This is a genomic window from Corynebacterium sp. 11A (assembly GCF_008930935.1).
Classification (GTDB): domain Bacteria; phylum Actinomycetota; class Actinomycetes; order Mycobacteriales; family Mycobacteriaceae; genus Corynebacterium; species Corynebacterium megadyptis.
In genome coordinates this window covers 82,097-99,707 of sequence record NZ_PQMR01000009.1, presented here as the reverse complement: position 1 = coordinate 99,707, position 17,611 = coordinate 82,097, and the positions used below count along the sequence as shown (strand labels likewise).

General features: G+C 62.5%; 18 protein-coding genes. 11 read left to right on the top strand and 7 right to left on the bottom strand.

What is annotated here, in order from left to right; genetic code table 11:
* The first annotated feature begins 62 nt into the window (after positions 1 to 62).
* From GBB18_RS07960 to GBB18_RS10780, 5 genes are all read left to right on the top strand, one after another.
* Positions 63 to 1,094: an ABC transporter ATP-binding protein gene (locus tag GBB18_RS07960; RefSeq protein WP_151641323.1), complete on the top strand. Its 1,032-nt coding sequence runs from the start codon at positions 63 to 65 to the stop codon at positions 1,092 to 1,094.
* Positions 1,095 to 1,191: 97 nt separating this feature from the next.
* A complete protein-coding gene (locus GBB18_RS07955) occupies positions 1,192 to 2,442 on the top strand; it encodes an ABC transporter substrate-binding protein (RefSeq protein WP_151641322.1) in 1,251 nt (416 codons plus the stop codon).
* Positions 2,443 to 2,642: 200 nt separating this feature from the next.
* Positions 2,643 to 3,677 carry a carbohydrate ABC transporter permease gene (locus GBB18_RS07950; protein ID WP_151641321.1) on the top strand — a complete coding sequence of 345 codons (1,035 nt, stop codon included), beginning with the start codon at positions 2,643 to 2,645 and terminating at the stop codon, positions 3,675 to 3,677.
* On the top strand, positions 3,674 to 4,495 hold the full coding sequence (locus GBB18_RS07945) for a carbohydrate ABC transporter permease (RefSeq protein WP_151641320.1): 822 nt from the start codon (positions 3,674 to 3,676) through the stop codon (positions 4,493 to 4,495). The genes GBB18_RS07950 and GBB18_RS07945 overlap by 4 nt, the downstream gene beginning before the upstream one ends.
* Positions 4,496 to 4,579: 84 nt before the next feature.
* Entirely contained in the window at positions 4,580 to 4,792 is a 213-nt protein-coding gene (locus tag GBB18_RS10780) for a hypothetical protein (protein ID WP_151641327.1), read from the top strand.
* Here GBB18_RS10780 and GBB18_RS07935 read toward each other — a convergent pair.
* From GBB18_RS07935 to GBB18_RS07915, 5 genes are all read right to left on the bottom strand, one after another.
* Positions 4,700 to 5,239, bottom strand: a complete 540-nt coding sequence (locus GBB18_RS07935) for a YdcF family protein (RefSeq protein ID WP_151641319.1) — start codon at positions 5,237 to 5,239, stop codon at positions 4,700 to 4,702. The two genes, GBB18_RS10780 and GBB18_RS07935, sit on opposite strands and share 93 nt — an antisense overlap.
* A complete protein-coding gene (purE, locus tag GBB18_RS07930; RefSeq protein WP_151550079.1) occupies positions 5,236 to 5,733 on the bottom strand; it encodes a 5-(carboxyamino)imidazole ribonucleotide mutase in 498 nt (165 codons plus the stop codon). The genes GBB18_RS07935 and purE overlap by 4 nt, the downstream gene beginning before the upstream one ends.
* Positions 5,734 to 5,767: 34 nt before the next feature.
* The gene (locus tag GBB18_RS07925; protein WP_151641326.1) at positions 5,768 to 6,952 is read right to left on the bottom strand and encodes a 5-(carboxyamino)imidazole ribonucleotide synthase; all 1,185 of its coding nucleotides are present in this window, start codon (positions 6,950 to 6,952) and stop codon (positions 5,768 to 5,770) included.
* Between the two features lie 95 nt (positions 6,953 to 7,047).
* Positions 7,048 to 7,527 (bottom strand): hypothetical protein, encoded by a 480-nt coding sequence (locus GBB18_RS07920; protein WP_151641318.1) that lies wholly within the window; start codon positions 7,525 to 7,527, stop codon positions 7,048 to 7,050.
* Positions 7,528 to 7,541: 14 nt separating this feature from the next.
* Positions 7,542 to 8,336: a biotin--[acetyl-CoA-carboxylase] ligase gene (locus GBB18_RS07915; protein WP_151641317.1), complete on the bottom strand. Its 795-nt coding sequence runs from the start codon at positions 8,334 to 8,336 to the stop codon at positions 7,542 to 7,544.
* A gap of 159 nt (positions 8,337 to 8,495) precedes the next feature.
* Between GBB18_RS07915 and GBB18_RS07910 the strand changes: the two genes are divergently transcribed.
* From GBB18_RS07910 to GBB18_RS07885, 6 genes are all read left to right on the top strand, one after another.
* Positions 8,496 to 10,121, top strand: coding sequence for an acyl-CoA carboxylase subunit beta (locus GBB18_RS07910; protein ID WP_151641316.1), 1,626 nt, complete (start codon positions 8,496 to 8,498; stop codon positions 10,119 to 10,121).
* Between the two features lie 202 nt (positions 10,122 to 10,323).
* Positions 10,324 to 11,949, top strand: coding sequence for an acyl-CoA carboxylase subunit beta (locus tag GBB18_RS07905; RefSeq protein WP_151529521.1), 1,626 nt, complete (start codon positions 10,324 to 10,326; stop codon positions 11,947 to 11,949).
* A gap of 45 nt (positions 11,950 to 11,994) precedes the next feature.
* Positions 11,995 to 12,264, top strand: coding sequence for an acyl-CoA carboxylase subunit epsilon (locus tag GBB18_RS07900; RefSeq protein WP_151529523.1), 270 nt, complete (start codon positions 11,995 to 11,997; stop codon positions 12,262 to 12,264).
* Positions 12,265 to 12,557: 293 nt separating this feature from the next.
* A complete protein-coding gene (locus GBB18_RS07895; protein ID WP_151641315.1) occupies positions 12,558 to 14,537 on the top strand; it encodes an OPT family oligopeptide transporter in 1,980 nt (659 codons plus the stop codon).
* Positions 14,538 to 14,548: 11 nt separating this feature from the next.
* Positions 14,549 to 15,139: a nucleoside triphosphate pyrophosphatase gene (locus GBB18_RS07890; RefSeq protein WP_151641314.1), complete on the top strand. Its 591-nt coding sequence runs from the start codon at positions 14,549 to 14,551 to the stop codon at positions 15,137 to 15,139.
* 29 nt (positions 15,140 to 15,168) lie between these two features.
* On the top strand, positions 15,169 to 15,582 hold the full coding sequence (locus GBB18_RS07885; protein ID WP_151641313.1) for a DUF3151 domain-containing protein: 414 nt from the start codon (positions 15,169 to 15,171) through the stop codon (positions 15,580 to 15,582).
* Here the strand turns inward: GBB18_RS07885 and GBB18_RS07880 are convergent.
* A complete protein-coding gene (locus GBB18_RS07880; RefSeq protein ID WP_151641312.1) occupies positions 15,579 to 15,995 on the bottom strand; it encodes a hypothetical protein in 417 nt (138 codons plus the stop codon). The two genes, GBB18_RS07885 and GBB18_RS07880, sit on opposite strands and share 4 nt — an antisense overlap.
* A gap of 151 nt (positions 15,996 to 16,146) precedes the next feature.
* A complete protein-coding gene (locus GBB18_RS07875) occupies positions 16,147 to 17,208 on the bottom strand; it encodes a Cj0069 family protein (protein ID WP_151641311.1) in 1,062 nt (353 codons plus the stop codon).
* Between the last annotated feature and the right edge of the window lie 403 nt (positions 17,209 to 17,611).

Sequence of the window (17,611 nt, the reverse complement as noted above, 5' to 3'; positions counted from 1 at the left end):
CTTGTTGGGCCGTTTTGTTGGGCCCTGCCTTTTCGGGGCGTGCAGGCCCTAGGATATAAGCCATGGCTTCTGTGCTTTTCAATGATGTCTCCATCACCTACCCCAGCGCGCCTCGGCCCTCGGTGAGTCATCTCGACCTCGAGATCGTCGACGGCGAGTTCTTGGTGCTCGTGGGCCCTTCGGGCTGCGGAAAGTCCACAACCCTACGAGCCTTGGCCGGATTGGAGGCGATTAGCTCCGGCTCCATCCTCATTGGGGATCAGGATGTGAGCTGCATGGATCCAGCGGAACGCGATATCGCCATGGTGTTCCAAAACTATGCGCTTTACCCCACCATGAGCGTGCGGGAGAATATGGGCTTTTCGCTGAAGCTCGCCAAGCACACCAAGGCGGAGATCAACGAGAGGGTGGAACACGCGGCGCAACTTTTGGATCTGGATGGGCTATTGGATCGCCGTCCTAAGGATCTCTCCGGCGGCCAGCGCCAGCGGGTGGCAATGGGTCGCGCCATCGTGCGCGAGCCCCAGGTATTTCTCATGGATGAGCCTTTGTCGAACCTCGACGCCAAGCTGCGCGTGCAGACCCGCAGTCAGCTTTCTTCCCTGCAACGCACACTCGGCACCACCACTGTGTATGTCACTCATGACCAGGTGGAGGCCATGACCATGGCCGATCGGGTGGCCGTGCTCAATGAAGGCACCTTGCAGCAGGTCGCTACCCCGCAGGAGTTATACAGCGAGCCGGCTAATGCTTTTGTGGCCGGGTTTATTGGCTCGCCCGCGATGAACCTCATCGAGATCTCCGATGCGCAGCGCGGGCGGGCCATGTTAGGTATTCGCCCCGAGAATGTGCACGTCGCTGTACCGGGTGAGCAGCGTCCGGGCCGCTGGGCCCCAGTGGAGATCGTGGTGGATCTGGTGGAGGCCCTCGGCTCGAGTACCTATCTCTACGGGCATATGACTTCCAGTCCCGAGGTGCGGCTCGCGGTGCGCCACGATGGTGAGCCCATAGGTCGTGGCGCGCAGATCACCGTGGAGCTAGACCTCACCAAGGCCCACTACTTCGATACGAAGACTGGGAGCCGCATCACATAACCCTCTTTAGGGGTGATTAAATGCACAAGCTCCCCGCAGGATGTCTGCGGGTCACTACATTTGAGGGAAGTTGTTCATAGTACGCAAGGAGTTTTATATGTCGACTTCCCGCATGTCCACCGCCGCGGTACTCGCGGCAACCGCGCTGGCCTTCACCGCGTGTTCCTCTGACGGTGGTAGCGCCGAAGCCCCCGAGGTGGACAACGCCGATGGCCGTGGCCCCATCACCTTCGCGATGGGCAAAAACGACACCGATAAGATCACGCCCATTATCGAGGCGTGGAATGCCGAGCACCCGGACGAGCAGGTCACTCTCTCTGAGCTGGCCGGCGAGGCTGATGCGCAGCGTGACACCTTGGTACAGTCGCTGCAAGCCGGCAACTCGGATTTCGATGTGATGGCCCTCGATGTGGTGTGGACCGCGGACTTCGCCGCCAATCAGTGGCTGGCCCCGCTCACCGATGACCTCGAGGTAGACACCGACGGCCTCTTGCAGGCCACCGTGGAGTCCGCCACCTATGGCGGCACTCTCTACGCCTTGCCGCAGAACACCAACGCCCAGCTGCTCTACCGCAATACCGAGCTGGTCAAGGACGCCCCAGAAACCTGGGAAGATCTGAGCAATTCCTGCGAGGAAGTCTCAGACAAGGACTGTCTGACTATCCAGCTCAAGGAGTATGAGGGCCTGACCGTCAATACCTCCGCGTTCATTCACGGCTGGGGCGGCGAGGTGCTCAACGATGACGGCACCTCGGCAGTGGAGTCCGAAGAGTCCCGCGCCGGCCTGCAAGCCATGGTGGACGCCTACAAGAATGGCGTGATTGCCAAGAACGCCCTAGCCACCACCGAGGAGGAGACCAACTTGGCTTTCACCGAGGGCACCACCGCCTACGCGGTGAACTGGCCGTACATGTACCGCAACGCCGAGGACTCGGAGGCCACCGCCGGCAAGTTCGAGGTCCAGCCCCTGGTGGGCAAGGACGGCGTGGGCGTGTCCGCGCTGGGCGGCTACAACAACGCCATCAACATCAATTCTGAGCACAAGGCCACCGCGAAGGACTTCATGGAGTTCATCGTCTCCGAGGAGAATCAGAAGAGCTTCGCCGAGAATTCCTTCCCGCCGGTGCTGGCCTCTATCTACGATGACGAGGCCCTGGTTGAGGAGTTCCCCTACCTGCCCGCGCTGAAGGAGTCGTTGGAAAGCGCCAAACCGCGCCCGGTGACCCCCTTCTACACCGCCGTATCTAAGGCCATCCAGAACAACGCCACCGCCGCTCTCAAGGGCGACGTCACTGTGGACGAGGCCACCGAGTCGATGTCCGCCGCCATCACTAACGCCTCGCGTTAATCCTTGGCACTGCGCCATCGCGCAAGCTCATCGACCCACTGTCCTGTTTCTCGGGGCAGTGGGTTTTCTGCGCTTATCGCCGCCACCTCCCTGACAGCGGGGGCGGGCGAGCCTCACTGAGAGACCGCTGGCGCTACATTGAGAGAAGAGACAGAAGAATGCTCCACTGCACCCGATACCAAGGAAGCGAGTAGCAGCTGATGGAAAGGTTGAAGCAACGGCGGCAGGCCGCGTTTCTCATCGCGCCGGCCATGACCGTGCTGGCGATCGTGATCGGCTATCCGATCGTGCGCGCCATCTGGTTGTCGTTCCAGCAGGATAAAAAGCTCGATCCCACCACGGGCGTGTTCGTTGATGGCGGCTTCGCCGGTTTCGATCACTACCTGTACTGGCTCACCCAGCGCTGCATGCAGCCTGATGGCACCATCAGTACCTGCCCTTCCGGCGTGATCTCCTCCGACTTCTGGCCGGCAGTGTGGGTGACGCTCTTTTTCACCGTGGTGGCTGTGAGCATCGAGGTGGTACTGGGCATGTGGATGGCGATCGTAATGAACCGCGAGTTCAAGGGCCGCGCCCTACTGCGCGCCGCGGTCCTGATCCCGTGGGCGATTCCCACGGCGGTCACCGCGAAGCTGTGGCAGTTCATCTTCGCCCCGCACGGGGTGATTAACTCCCTGCTGGGCCACGACGTCGCGTGGACCACTGATCCTTGGGCGGCGCGTTTCGCGGTGATCGTCGCCGATGTGTGGAAAACCACCCCCTTTATGGCGTTGCTGATCCTGGCTGGGCTGCAGATGATCCCGAAGGATGTCTACGAGGCTGCCAAGGTCGATGGCGCGAACTCGTGGCAGATTTTCCGCCGCATCACCCTACCCTTGGTCCGACCGGCGCTCATGGTGGCGGTGCTTTTCCGCACCTTGGACACCCTGCGCATGTACGATTTGCCGGTCATTATGATCTCGGCATCCTCCAACTCCCCCACCGCGACGATCTCGCAGCTGGTGGTGGAGGACCTGCGGCAGAATAACTTCAACTCCGCTTCGGCGCTGTCCACGCTGATCTTCCTGCTCATCTTCGCCGTCGCGTTCATCATGATTCGTTTCCTCGGTGCTGACGTCAACCGCAGTGCCACCCAGGACGAACGCAGGACCGATGACGACGATGCTCTCCCCTCGTCTACCGTGGCCCTGCCCGCGGTGAGTGCCCCGCTGCAGCTCAAGGAGGCCAACCGATGAAAGCACTCCGCAACTACCTCGGTGTGATCCTGATTCTGGTGTGGGGGCTGGCCCCCTTCTACTGGATGCTCGTGACCGCGCTGCGCGATAGCGCCCACACCTTCGACACCACCCCGTGGCCCACCCACGTCACCTTGGATAACTTCCGTGACGCCTTGGCCACCGATAAGGGCAATGACTTTCTCGCCGCCATCGGCAATTCCTTGATCATTGGATTGGTCACCACAGTGCTGGCCGTGATGGTGGGCGTGTTCACTGCCTATGCCTTGGCGCGGCTCGACTTTCCCGCCAAGGGCTTCGTCACCGGTATCGTGCTGGCCGCCTCAATGTTTCCCGGTATTGCGTTGGTGACCCCGCTATTCCAGCTCTTCGGCGATCTCGGGTGGATCGGCACCTACCGGGCGCTGATCATCCCGAATATCTCCTTTGCGCTGCCGCTAACCATCTACACCCTCGTGTCCTTCTTCCAGCAGTTGCCCTGGGAGCTCGAGGAGGCGGCCCGCGTCGACGGCGCCAGCCGCGGCCAGGCCTTCCGCACGGTGCTCTTGCCGCTGGCCGCGCCGGCGCTGTTTACCACCGCTATTCTCGCCTTCATCGCCACCTGGAACGAGTTCATGCTGTCCAAGCAGCTCTCCACCACCAGCACCGAGCCGGTGACGGTCGCCATCGCCCGCTTCTCTGGCCCCTCGGCGTTCGAGTACCCTTACGCGGCCATCATGGCCGCCGGCGCTCTGGTGACCGTGCCGCTGGTGATCATGGTGCTGGTATTCCAGCGCCGCATCGTCGCCGGTCTCACCGCCGGCGGCGTGAAGGGATAAACCGCCGGCCGATAGGATGGGCCGCGGAGAATACACACGTCCAATGCTCGAGGAAGGATCGCCGCTGTGTCGCAGTCGAGTGAGATGAGACGAAAGAAATTGGTGTGGGAGGCGCTCGTGGGGTTCTGCGGCACGTTCGCCGCAATCGCCGTGGCGCAGGCGGTGGCTAATATTCTCCGCCCCGAGCCGGAGGTATGGCCGGCGCTACTGGCCCTCGTGCTGGTGATCGCCACGGTGACCCTGTGGCGCAGCGGCCAGAATAGGTTTCAGCTTCCGCCAGACGATACGCAACGCTGAATGCGCCAGCGCCCCCGCTTCCCGCAGGCATAACCACAGTACTTCGGGGAAGGGAGTGGGCGCCCCGATCGTCTCTAGCGCGTAGCCGTGATGCCACGCCCACAGCCGGATGCGGGGCAGATGGAAGCGATTCGAAACCACCACATAGCGGATGTCCTCTCGCCCATAGTGCTCCCGTAGCAGCTCGCGTACGTGCTCTAGATTCTCATTGGTGGATTCCGCACGGTCTTCCAGCACGATCGAGGCTCGGTCGATGCCGTGCTCCGCCAGCCACTGTGCCATCACCGGCGCCTCATCGCGGCCAGTAACCACCACCACGTCCCCGCGGGCGATTGCTGCACGGCCGGGAACGAGGGCCGCACGCAGCCGCCGCTCTAGGGGGCGGCGCGGCTGGGCATGCTCCACACTGGCGCCCAGCACCACCACAGGCCGCGGCTGGGGGCTCACCCGAGCAGCTTCTTCTGCAGGGCGCGGTCTTTTTCCAAGACCTCGTTTTTCATATTCTCCTGGTAGTCCACCATCTTCTCCAGCAGGGAGGAATCGCCAGCGGAGAGCACCCGCACGGCGAGCAGGCCGGCGTTTTTCGCCCCGCCGATAGAGACGGTGGCCACCGGCACGCCGCCCGGCATCTGCACGATCGACAGCAGCGAATCCATGCCATCGAGATCCTTCAGTGCCCGCGGAATGCCGATCACCGGCAAAGGAGTGGCCGCAGCCACCATGCCGGGCAGGTGCGCGGCCCCGCCGGCGCAGGCGATGATGCACTTCAGGCCGCGGGTGTGGGCCTCGCGGGCATAGTCCAGCATCCGCTCTGGGGTACGGTGCGCCGAGACCACGCCGACCTCGAAAGGCACCCCGAACTCTGCGAGGATCTCCGCGGCAGGCTCCACGGTGGGCCAGTCCGAGTCCGAGCCCATGATAATTCCAACTACTGGCTGCATTCTTTTTCTCCTTCGATCATCCGCTCGCGGGCGCTCACGACTGTGAGGGCCAGTGTGCATGAACCATGAAATAGGCGGCGGCGCGCGCATCGGCGCGCAGGGCGTCCACATCGCCTTCGCCACTGAGATTGACGTGCCCGATCTTGCGCCCTGGGCGATAGCCCTTGCCATAAAGGTGAATCTTGGCCTGGGGATAGCGCTTCCACACCTCGGCCTGGCGCTCGGCCCAGCTGAGCTCTGGATCCTCCTCGCCGCCGAGGATATTGGCCATCACCGTGTAGCTGGCGGTGGGGGTTGTTGCCCCCAGCGGCATATCCAGCACCGCGCGAAGGTGCTGTTCGAATTGGCTGGTCACACATCCGTCCTGGGTCCAGTGTCCGGTGTTGTGGGGGCGCATGGCCAACTCGTTGACAAAAATCTCACCCGCGCTGGTTTCAAAGAGCTCCACCGCCAGCACACCTGTCACCCCGAGAGTGTCCGCCACCCGGCGCGCCATCGCGGCAGTGCGCGCCTCTACGCTCTCATCGAGGCCAGGGGCCGGGGCGACCGCCAACGCACACACCCCGTTTTCTTGCACCGACTCCACCACCGGCCAGCTCACGCATTCGCCAGAGGGCCTGCGCGCCACCATCGCCGAGAGCTCACGGCGTAGCTCCACCTTGGTCTCGGCCATCAGGTCAATGCCCTGCGCGAGGAGTGTCTCCACGCGTTCGCACAGCTCCTCTTCGCTATCGATAAACCACACGCCTTTGCCGTCATAGCCGCCGCGGCGCGCCTTGAGGCATACTGCGCCGTTGACGCGGGCGAAGAACTCTCGGGCGTCGGCGACACTGGTGATGGCGGCAAAGTCCGGTACGGGCGCACCCAGCTCGCTGAGGTGGCGCCGCTGCAGCAGCTTGTCTTGGGCGTAGACAAGCGCCTCGGGACGGGGCTGGATATTGACGCCCTCGCCGATGAGGGTGTGTTGGTGCTCATTGGGCACATGCTCGTGATCGAAAGTCACCACGTCCGCTCCGGCGCAGACCGCGCGGAGATCATCCAGATCGGTGTAGTCGCCGATATACACATCGTGGGCCACTTGGGCGGCCGAGGAGTCTGGGCGGGAGGCAAGCACGCGCAAGGATTGCCCCAATTCGATGGCCGCCGTCTGCATCATGCGGGCAAGCTGACCGTCGCCGATCACGGCGACGATCGGAAAGCCGGGCGCGTGGGCGGACATGTGGTCGCTAGCTGGCTGCTCTGTAGTCACAGATACACAGTGTAGGAGGTCAAAGACCCCGCTGGGTATTTGAGGCCACTCCAGCCACCGCCCGCCTAGCGCCGCTGCGCCAGCACGGAATTAATGGCCTTGACCGCTTGCTTGGGCTTGGGCACCCCACGAAAGACCATGGGGCGGGGTTGGCCGGCCACCTCGAGAACCACGGCGCCGCGCTGCTTGCTAGCCCGGTAGATATAGCGCATCCCAATCGACTGGGAACGAGCGCGCAGAGCGGGCCCGCGCACCACCACGCGCTGAGTGGTCACCGTGAAGCGGCGGCGACGGGCGCGCACCACGGGCAGCACGAAGCGCCACAGCACCAGCAGTACCCACAGCAGCAGCACCAGCCCGCGGGTCTCTGCGGGAAAATAGCCCACCTGCTCATAGCCGGGGCTGCCGGGCAGGCGATCGAAAAAGCCGATGGCGATCCACGCCAGCCCTGTCCACAGCACGAGTTCGAGCGCCGGGAAGGTCAATCCCGTCACCGGGGTGGTGGCGTCAAAGATGCAGCGCTCGCGGTTGTCCACAATGGTCATAGTGGCCTCAGAGCCTAGCGCTTCAGCCGCAGGTGCTCCACATCGCCAGCGGAGAGCTGGTGGAGCTCGCCAGCCGTATCGCACACGTGGATGCGGCCATCATCGCCCACCCCCACGCACTCCCCCTCCAGTACCTGCGTTTCGGAGAGATGCACCCGTACCTGCTGCCCAATGGAACTGCATACCTGGCGATAGGCCTCCATAGGGCTTATCACCCCCGCCGCCCACTGGCCAAGGCGGTGATGCAGCGCTAGGAGAATATCGCCGACGAGGTCAGTGCGGTCCACCTCGTAGCCTTCCAGCTCAAGCGAGGTGGCGTGCGGCACCGGCAGCTCGTCTTGGGTGAGCGAGACATTGAGGCCTAGGCCCATCACCAGCGCTGGTTCCTCACCTAAGGAAACGGCTTCGCCGAGGATGCCGCAGAGCTTCTTGCCATTCAGCAGCACATCATTGGGCCACTTCAATTGGGCGTTGATGGAGTGCTCGTGCAAGGCGTCGATAAGCGCCAGCCCTGTCATCAGCGGCATTGTTCCCAGCCGCGCGAGGGCAGAGCCGTGCGGGCGAAACAACACAGACAGGGTGACCTGAGAATACGGCGGGGTGACCCACACTCGGTTCTTGCGCCCCTTGCCGGCGGTTTGGGATTCGGTCACCGCCGCGGACCAGGTGGGGGCGCCCTCGGTGGCCGCCTTAGCGAGATCCGTGTTCGTCGAACCCGTTTCTTCGGTGTAGTAGAGGTGCGTGAAAGGACCATGACCCACGACACGCTGGTGGAGTCGGGCCGTATCAATTGGTCTGCGCTCGTTCATGCCCTCCAAGACTAGTCGTTTATTCGCCCTATGCACCGGATTGTGGCCGCCGCAGCACTGTGCTCACCGCGGCGGCTGTGTGGGAGAACACGGAAAAAGTTGGGCGACATGCCCGAAATTTCTAGACACAAAACAAAGAATGCTCTACTATCCCCAAACATGACAATTTCCTCACCTTTGCGCGCCGACACCCTCCCCGATCCGAATCGACGCCCCACCACCGCCGAAAAGATCGCTGCCCTCAAGCAGCTGCGTTCCGAAGCTGCCACCCCCATGGGCACCCGCCCCATTGAGAAGCGGCACGACCAAGGCCGACTCACCGCACGGGAACGCCTCGATTTCCTGCTGGATGAGAACTCTTTCGTGGAAACCGATCAGCTGGCACGCCACCGCACCCACGAGTTCGGCATGCACGCACGCCGGCCGCTCACCGATGGCATTGTCACCGGCTGGGGCACCATCGACGGTCGGGAAGTCTGTGTCTTCTCCCAGGATGCTGCGGTCTTTGGCGGCGCCCTCGGAGAGGTCTATGGCGAAAAGATGATCAAGATCATGGAACTCGCCACCACCACCGGCCGCCCCCTCATCGGCCTGTACGAGGGTGCGGGCGCCCGCATCCAAGAAGGCGCCGTCTCGCTGGATCTCATCGCGCAGACCTTCTACCAGAACGTGCAGGCATCCGGCGTAGTGCCGCAGATTTCGGTGATCATGGGCGCCTGTGCCGGCGGCAACGCCTACTCCCCTGCCCTCACCGACTTTGTGGTGATGGTAGACGAAACCTCCAAGATGTTCGTGACCGGCCCAGACGTGATCAAGACCGTCACCGGTGAGCTCATTACCCAAGAGGAGCTGGGCGGGGCCTCCACCCACATGGCCACTGCCGGCAACACCCACTACACCGCCAGTTCGGACGAGGATGCGCTCGAGTGGGTGCAGGACCTGCTTCGCTATCTGCCGAATAACAACCGCGACCAGGCCCCGCCGGAGGAACCAGTGGATCTTGCAGAGCTGCCAAGCGTGGAGGAATTGGCCCTCGATTCCATCATTCCGGACTCCCCCAGCGTTCCTTATGATGTGCGCGATGTGATCTCCGCACTCACCGATGACGCCGATTACTTCGAGATCCAGGCCGACCGCGCCGAGAGCGTCGTCACCGCCTTCGGCCATGTCGATGGGCAACCGGTGGGTTTTGTGGCGAATCAGCCGCTGCATTTCGCCGGCTGCCTCGATATCGATTCCTCCGAGAAGGCCGCCCGCTTCGTACGCACCTGCGATAGCTTCAACATCCCGATCGTGATGCTGGTGGATGTGCCCGGCTTCCTGCCTGGTGCAGCCCAAGAATATGGCGGCATTCTGCGTCGTGGCGCCAAGCTGCTCTACGCCTATGGCGAGGCCACCGTACCGAAGATCACCGTGACCATGCGCAAGGCCTATGGCGGCGCCTACTGCGTGATGGGCTCCAAGGGCCTCGGCGCCGATGTGAATCTGGCGTGGCCAACCGCGGAGATCGCGGTGATGGGTGCGGCAGGCGCAGTGGGATTCATTTACCGCAAGGAGCTGTCCGCAGCCGCCGCCGAAGGCAAGGACGTGGCCGCACTCATCGAATCCTATGAGCGGGAGTACAACGACCACTTCCTCACTCCCTATCAGGCTGCCGAGCGCGGGCTTATCGACGCCGTCATTCTGCCCTCGGAGACGCGCGAGTCCATCATTCGCAATCTGCGCCTGCTGCGTTCCAAGGTGGAACACCGCCACGCCCGCAAGCACGGAAATATGCCGCTCTAGGACCTGCGGCTAGGGCAGCGAGGCGCCGTCCCATCACCCCATACCCTCACCTCATCTCGGGGCAATACCCACCTCATCCCGAGGCGAGGTGGGGCTTTTCCCTCCGAACGCTACCCCCGTATACGTGGATTTTTGCGGTGAAAATTGAAATGCAGGCTGCTTTGGGCAACATTGTGGCCTTCAACACCTAAACTTAGGAACTATGACTGCCGCACAGACTCCGGGCGATACCATGCCCGACGTAAACACGACCGCAGGCAAGCTCGCCGATCTGCGAGCACGCCTGACCGAAACCCACGCCCCAATGGGCCCTGCTTCTGTGGAGAAGGTCCACGAGGCGGGTAAGAAGACCGCTCGTGAGCGCATTGAGTACCTGCTCGATGATGGCTCCTTCGTGGAGATCGACGCCCTCGCCCGGCACCGCTCCAAGAACTTCGGTCTCGATGCCAAGCGCCCCGTCACCGACGGTGTCGTGACTGGTTATGGCACCATCGACGGCCGCAAGGTGTGTGTATTCTCCCAGGATGGCGCCGTCTTCGGTGGCGCCCTCGGCGAGGTCTACGGCGAAAAGATCGTCAAGATCATGGATATGGCGATTAAGACCGGCGTGCCGATCATCGGTATCAACGAGGGTGCGGGTGCCCGCATTCAGGAGGGCGTGGTGTCCCTCGGCCTCTACTCCAAGATCTTCTTCCGCAACACCCAAGCCTCCGGCGTGATCCCGCAGATCTCGCTGATCATGGGCGCCTGCGCTGGCGGCCACGTCTACTCGCCCGCCCTCACAGACTTCATCGTGATGGTGGACAAGACCTCCAAGATGTTCATCACCGGCCCCTCGGTGATCAAGACCGTCACCGGCGAGGAAGTGACCCAGGAAGAGCTGGGTGGCGCCTCCACCCACATGGCTACCTCCGGCACCTCCCACTACACCGGTGCAGATGACGCCGACGCCCTCGACTGGGTGCGCGAGCTCATCGGCTTCCTCCCGCAGAACAACCGCGACGAGGCCCCGCGTGTTGAGGCGGAGATCATGGAAGGTTCCATCCAGGACAACATCAACGAAGCTGATTTGGAGCTGGACACCCTCATTCCGGATTCCCCGAACCAGCCTTATGACATGAAGGACGTCATTACCCGCATCATCGATGATGGCGACTTCTTGGAGATTCAGGAAAACTACGCCGAAAACATCATCATCGGTTTCGGCCGCGTCGAGGGACGCTCCGTGGGTATTGTGGCCAACCAGCCGATGCAGTTCGCCGGCTGCTTGGACATCAAGGCCTCCGAGAAGGCCGCCCGCTTCGTGCGCACCTGCGATGCCTTCAATATCCCGATCCTCGAATTCGTCGATGTGCCCGGCTTCCTGCCCGGCACCAACCAGGAGTACGAGGGCATCATTCGCCGCGGTGCGAAGCTGCTCTACGCCTACTGCGAGGCCACAGTCGGCAAGATCACTGTGATCACACGCAAGTCCTATGGCGGCGCCTACTGCGTGATGGGCGGCAAGGAAATGGGCGCAGACATTGTGCTCGCATGGCCCACCGCACAGATCGCCGTGATGGGCGCCTCCGGCGCTGTGGGCTTCATCTACCGCAAGGAGCTCAAGGCCGCCGCCAAGGAGGGCAAGGACGTTCAGGAGTTGATGAAGGAATACGAGGCCGAGTACGATCGCGAACTCGTTAATCCCTACATGGCTGCCGAGCGCGGCTTCGTCGACGCCGTGATCCCGCCGTCCGAGACCCGCGGCCAGATCATCGAGGGCCTGCGCCTGCTCGACCGCAAGGTTGTCAGCGTTCCCGCCAAGAAGCACGGAAATATCCCGCTCTAAGCCGGTACCACGCGCGAGCCACGAGAAGTTAAAGAGGAAGAAAGCATGTCAGACTCCCGTCCGGAGAACACGGATTCCCCAGAGACCACTGAGGCAGCAGAGGCTGCAAAGAAGCCCTTCTTGAGCATCGTCAAGGGCAATCCGAGCGACGCTCAGGTGGCCGCGTTGACCACCGTGTTCGCTGGGCTTGCTTCTGCGGCCGCGGCAGCCGAGAAGAAAGAAGTCGACCGCAACAAGTGGGGCAATTACGCCGAGCGGCTCAACCGCCCGACCACCTATAACCCCAACGCATTCCGCAACGTCAGCTTCTACTAGCTTTCGCAGAAGCAGCCTCGCGTATCCAGCGCCGCCCCGTTGTACCCAGTGTGGTAGAACGCGGCGGCGCTGTCGCGTGCACAGCCACCACATACGCGCCGTGTCATGGCCTTAACCTGCCCCGAGGAAACTCCGCGCAGGCAAGAAGAGGATAATTGCTGCCGTTAGCACAACGCTTTCACTGTGGCGGTCCGTGGCGTCGAGCGTCCTCCCAGCCAGCATCGACTGGCTTGGGGCGTCCGCACGGCCACCGACTCGTCCAGTTTGTCTTCTTCACGATGGAAAAGAGGAACATGAACGCGACAACCTCCGACACGGGCTCGCCCGCGGCGCAGACGCGCGGCCCGATCAGTGAGTTAACGCTTAGAGCGGTCATCATCGGTGGTCTCATTACCCTAGTATTCACCGCCGCCAATGTGTACTTGGGTCTGAAGGTCGGTCTCACCTTTGCCACCTCCATCCCAGCTGCGGTGATCTCGATGGCGATCCTGCGTAAGTTCGCAGGCCACACCATCCAAGAAAACAATATTGTGCAGACCATCGCTTCTGCCGCCGGCACCCTATCTGCCATTATCTTCGTCCTCCCCGGACTCGTCATGATCGGCTGGTGGAGCGGCTTCAGCTACTGGGAAACGGCCTTTGTGTGCGCCATCGGCGGCATCCTGGGCGTGATGTATTCCATCCCACTGCGCCGCGCCCTCGTCACCGGCTCGGATCTGCCCTACCCCGAGGGTGTCGCCGCTGCCGAGGTGCTCAAGGTGGGCGATGAGCAGGGATCGGCCGAGGAGAATAAGCGTGGACTCGCCGTCATCGTCGGCGGCGCGTTGGTCTCTGCCGGCTATGGCCTGCTGGCCGCAGTGCGTGCCGTGGCGGGTTCAGTCACCTCCACCTTTAAGTTCGGTGCCGGCGGTACCATGATCGGCGGCAGCCTCTCCCTGGCGCTGATCGGTGTCGGCCACTTGGTGGGTGTGGCCGTGGGTATTGCCATGCTCGTGGGCCTCGCAATCTCCTATGGTGTGCTACTGCCCGTCTTCACCTCCAGCGATATTGCCGCTGGCGGGGTCCTCGACGAGGTCGTGCCCGCCATGTTCTCCTCGGATGTGCGTTTCGTGGGTGCCGGCGCCATGGCTGTAGCCGCCATCTGGACCCTGCTGAAGATCATTGGCCCCATCATCTCTGGCATGAAGGATGCTCTGGCCTCCTCCCGTGCTCGCCACGATGGCCAGTCCGTGCCCCTCACGGAGCGCGATATCCCCTTCAGCATTGTGGTCACCACCACCCTGATCTCCATGCTGCCGGTGGGGCTGCTGCTGTGGCTGTTTGTGAAGGATTCCTCCATCACCCACCACACCACCGGCCTAGTGCTGCTAAGCATCATCTACGTTCTGCTGGTGGGCCTCGTGGTGGCCGGTATCTGCGGCTATATGGCCGGTCTCATTGGCGCCTCCAACTCCCCGATCTCGGGTGTGGGCATTATCGTGGTCATCACCGCGGCGCTGCTGATCAAGCTGGTCACCGGCAATGAGCACGAAACCAACGCCACCGCCTTGGTGGCTTATACGCTGTTCACCTCGGCGGTGGTATTCGGTATTGCCACCATCTCGAACGATAACCTGCAGGATCTCAAGACCGGTCAGCTGGTGGGCGCAACCCCGTGGCGCCAGCAGTTCGCGCTGATCATCGGTGTGCTCTTCGGCTCCGCCATCATTCCGCCGGTGTTGCAGCTGATGCTCACCGGTTTCGGTTTCGTGGGCATGGAGGGCGCCGGCCCGGACGCTTTGGCCGCACCCCAGGCGGCGCTGCTGTCCAGCGTGGCTGAGGGCATCTTTGGCAATTCCTTGGACTGGAGTCGCATCGGTTTGGGCGCGCTCATCGGTGCCGGCATCATTGTGGTAGACGAGATCCTCCGCCGCACCACCCGCTTCTCCCTGCCGCCGCTGGCGGTGGGCATGGGCATGTACTTGCCGGTGGCCCTCACCCTGATCGTGCCGATTGGCGCCTTCATCGGTTTCTTCTACAACCGCTGGGCCGATAAGCACGATGAGCCGGAGCCGATTAAGCGCCTCGGCGTGCTGCTGGCCACCGGCCTCATCGTGGGTGAGTCCCTCTTCGGCGTGCTCAACGCCGGCATCATCGCTGCCGCGGGCACCTCGGATCCGCTCGCGCTATTCGGCGAGGACTTCGCCCCGATCGCGCAATGGCTGGGCGTTCTCGTCTTCGCCGGCGCCATCGCAGCTATGTACCGCTGGGTGGGTAAGAAGGCCACCAGCTAGGATCTGTGCACATGCGTCTCGTTCTCGCCTCCGCATCCCCGTCCCGCCGCTCCATCCTGCGCGCCGCCGGCGTTGAGCCGCTGTGCCAGCCCGCAGAGGTGGATGAGCGCGCCATCGAGGCCTCGCTGACGGGGCGAGAACCCCATGAGATCGTCAGTGCTCTCGCTCGCGCCAAGGCCGAGGCGGTGGCCGAGCACTTCGCCGCAGATATCGTGGTGGGCTGCGATTCCATGTTGCTTATCGACGGTCACCTCCAGGGCAAGCCCCACACCGTGGAGGCAACCATCGAGCGCTGGCGGGCGCAGCGGGGACGCACCGCCACGCTCATTACGGGCCACTGCATTATCTCGCCACGAGGCTGCGTCGAGAAGTCTGCACAGACCCGGCTGCGTTTTGCCGAGGCCAGTGACCGCGATATCGAGGCCTATGCCCGCACCGGCGAAGCGCTGGAATGTGCTGGGGCTTTTACTCTCGAAGCCATCGGCGGCTGGTTTATTGACCGCATCGAGGGCGATCCCTCGAGTGTGATCGGGCTGTCGCTGCCGGTGCTTCGCTCAGCGCTGTATCAGCTGGGCTATGAGGTCCATGAATTTCTGCGCTGAGGCTGCTACGGCGACTATCCTCTAGAGCCATGACGCAATTTAAGGATATGCTCGCCCCACCGCCGCTGCACCTGCCGGAGGATCCGGCCGCCGATGCCGCCGGCCCGCTGGTGTCTGCGGTGCTCAACCACCCCGAATCACCGCTGCTGTGGGCCCAGCTCGCAGAAGAGGTCCTAGCCACCGCAGAAAGCGATAGCGATCGCGCGCAGGCCTATGCCTATGCCCGTACCGGCTATCACCGCGGCCTCGACCGGCTGCGCGCACACGGCTGGAAGGGCTGGGGGCCACTGCCCTACTCCCATGAGCCGAACCGCGGAGTGCTGCGCGCTATCGCCGCCCTCGCACGGGTATCGGCGATGATCGACGACACAGCGGAATACGAGCGATGCGAGCAGATGCTTAAGGACGCCGACCCCGAGGCCGCCGCCACCCTCCTGCACTAAACGCGCGGCCACTCCTTCATCACGTCCTCGTGATCGAGCTTCTCCCAGCGCGCATGCTGCGGCTCTTGGGTGCGCACCGCCGCTACCAGCGACTCCGCCACCCACACATCGCCAACGATCAGCATGACGCTTTCCACTAGCCCAGTGAGGGTGCGCGGCTTGGTGGATGCAGCCTGCTTCACCGCCTCGGTGCGAATTCGCCCCAAGGCGTTCTCCCGCTGGGCATCATCCACCACGAAAGCACGAATAGTATTCAGCGCGTCCACCTCTTGGGTGGCGTCGAGACCGGCGGCGAGTACCGCGCGCACAAAAGCCTTTTCATCATCGCTGCCGGGCCGCAGCAGCACCATCAGTCGCCGCTGGTTCAACTCGAGGGCGGCGACGCGCCGTTCTAGGGACTGCACATCAGTCATGGTGGATCTCCTTTATACGAGGCATCGTGACTCTATGGGCTGATTATAAAACCGGCCCAGACCATGACGAAGGCCCGGCCCCGATGAGATTCACCGAGTCCGGGCCCTGCGCTCACGCGGCGCTCGAGCTATGCCTCACAGGGTCGCGCTCTTAAGCGTGCTTGGCCTCCACGCGCTTGATGGCCTCCTCGGCCACCATTTCCTGGATACCCATGTCCAGCTCGGAGGTGAAGCCCACGCAGGAGCAGTTGATCTCACCGAGCACGTAGGTGTCGCCGCCATCCTCGGCGTCGTCCAGCATGAAGTCAGCGGTCCAGATCAGCGGGATGTTGTCGCCGCCAAGCTTCTCCGCAATGACCGGGCGCACATCGGCGAACATGTCGATGAGCTCCTGCCACTCTTCCGGCTTGTCATAGGAGTACTTTGCACCGGAGAAGAGGGTGGCGGAGAAGTTGTCGCCGCCCGCGGCCGGCTTCTTGTGCACCACGAACACCGGGTGGGGGCCCACCAGCAGGATACGAATCTCGCCCTCGACGATGCGCGGCATGAAGCGCATGTCTACCAGCATGCCGTTGTCGCCAATGATGTACTGCTCACAGAAATCAATGAACTCACCGAGCTCACGGACCTCGGTGTGGTTGTCCACGGCCTCGGTGCACTTGATCTTGGTGTCGAGGGGCAGCTCGGTGCCGGGCTCGACAGAGGCGGCCAATTCCTTATCCTCTAGCTGCACGCGCCAGATGCCGGAGCCGGTGGAGCCACGGTTCTGCTTGAGTACGCGCTCGCCATAGGACAGGGAGGACGGGAAGGTGGAGTGGAACTTCTCCACGTCGTAGTAGGCGTAGGTATCATCCGGCACCAAGTCGGTGGAGGCGAGCTTGACTAGGGCGTCCTTGGCGCCATAGGCCATCATCTCCTCCGGGGTGGACATGCCCACCAGGCCGGCCTCTTCGGAGAGCTTGGTGAGGAGGGTGAAGTAGCCCTTCTCACCGCCGGGGATATTGCCGGGGTTGACGCGGGAAATATAGGCGTCGAAGTTCTCGGACACGTACTCAAAAAGCTGCTCGGACCACTCGGGGCGGTAATACACCACCTCAGACTTCCAGCCCTTGTCCTTAATGGCGTTAACGATTGGCAGGGTGTCCTTACGGTGACCGTTGAACTGCTTGTCATTGCCGCCTTCAACCTCGAAAACGACGATACCCTTCTTCATAAGCTTTAAACTCTCCTTGTAGAGCGATTGTGAGTCGTGCATGCAGATGTGAAGATCACATAAACTGCGCTGGCTGTAGGGCGCGCTCGGCGCACCACACCTAAGCCGATGCGTAATAGTCAGCAGGCCCGCTAACGACGCTGCTCAGCCGCACAACGATACGTAGATGTGCGCTCGACGCGGAGGCGCTTGGAGAATTACTTCCGGGATCGAGTGCAACTGAGCACTGTTTACGTCGTGAAACTCTCACAGAGTGAGTGCTTAATAGAGGAAAATGCCTCGACAACCATTACTCAGATAATTCTAAGGCAGCACTGTTACTTTCGCTCTACATGCACCTAAAGCGTAATGAACGACACACTGCGCGAATGAGAGTGATGCTCCAACTGGTGATAAAAGTAGA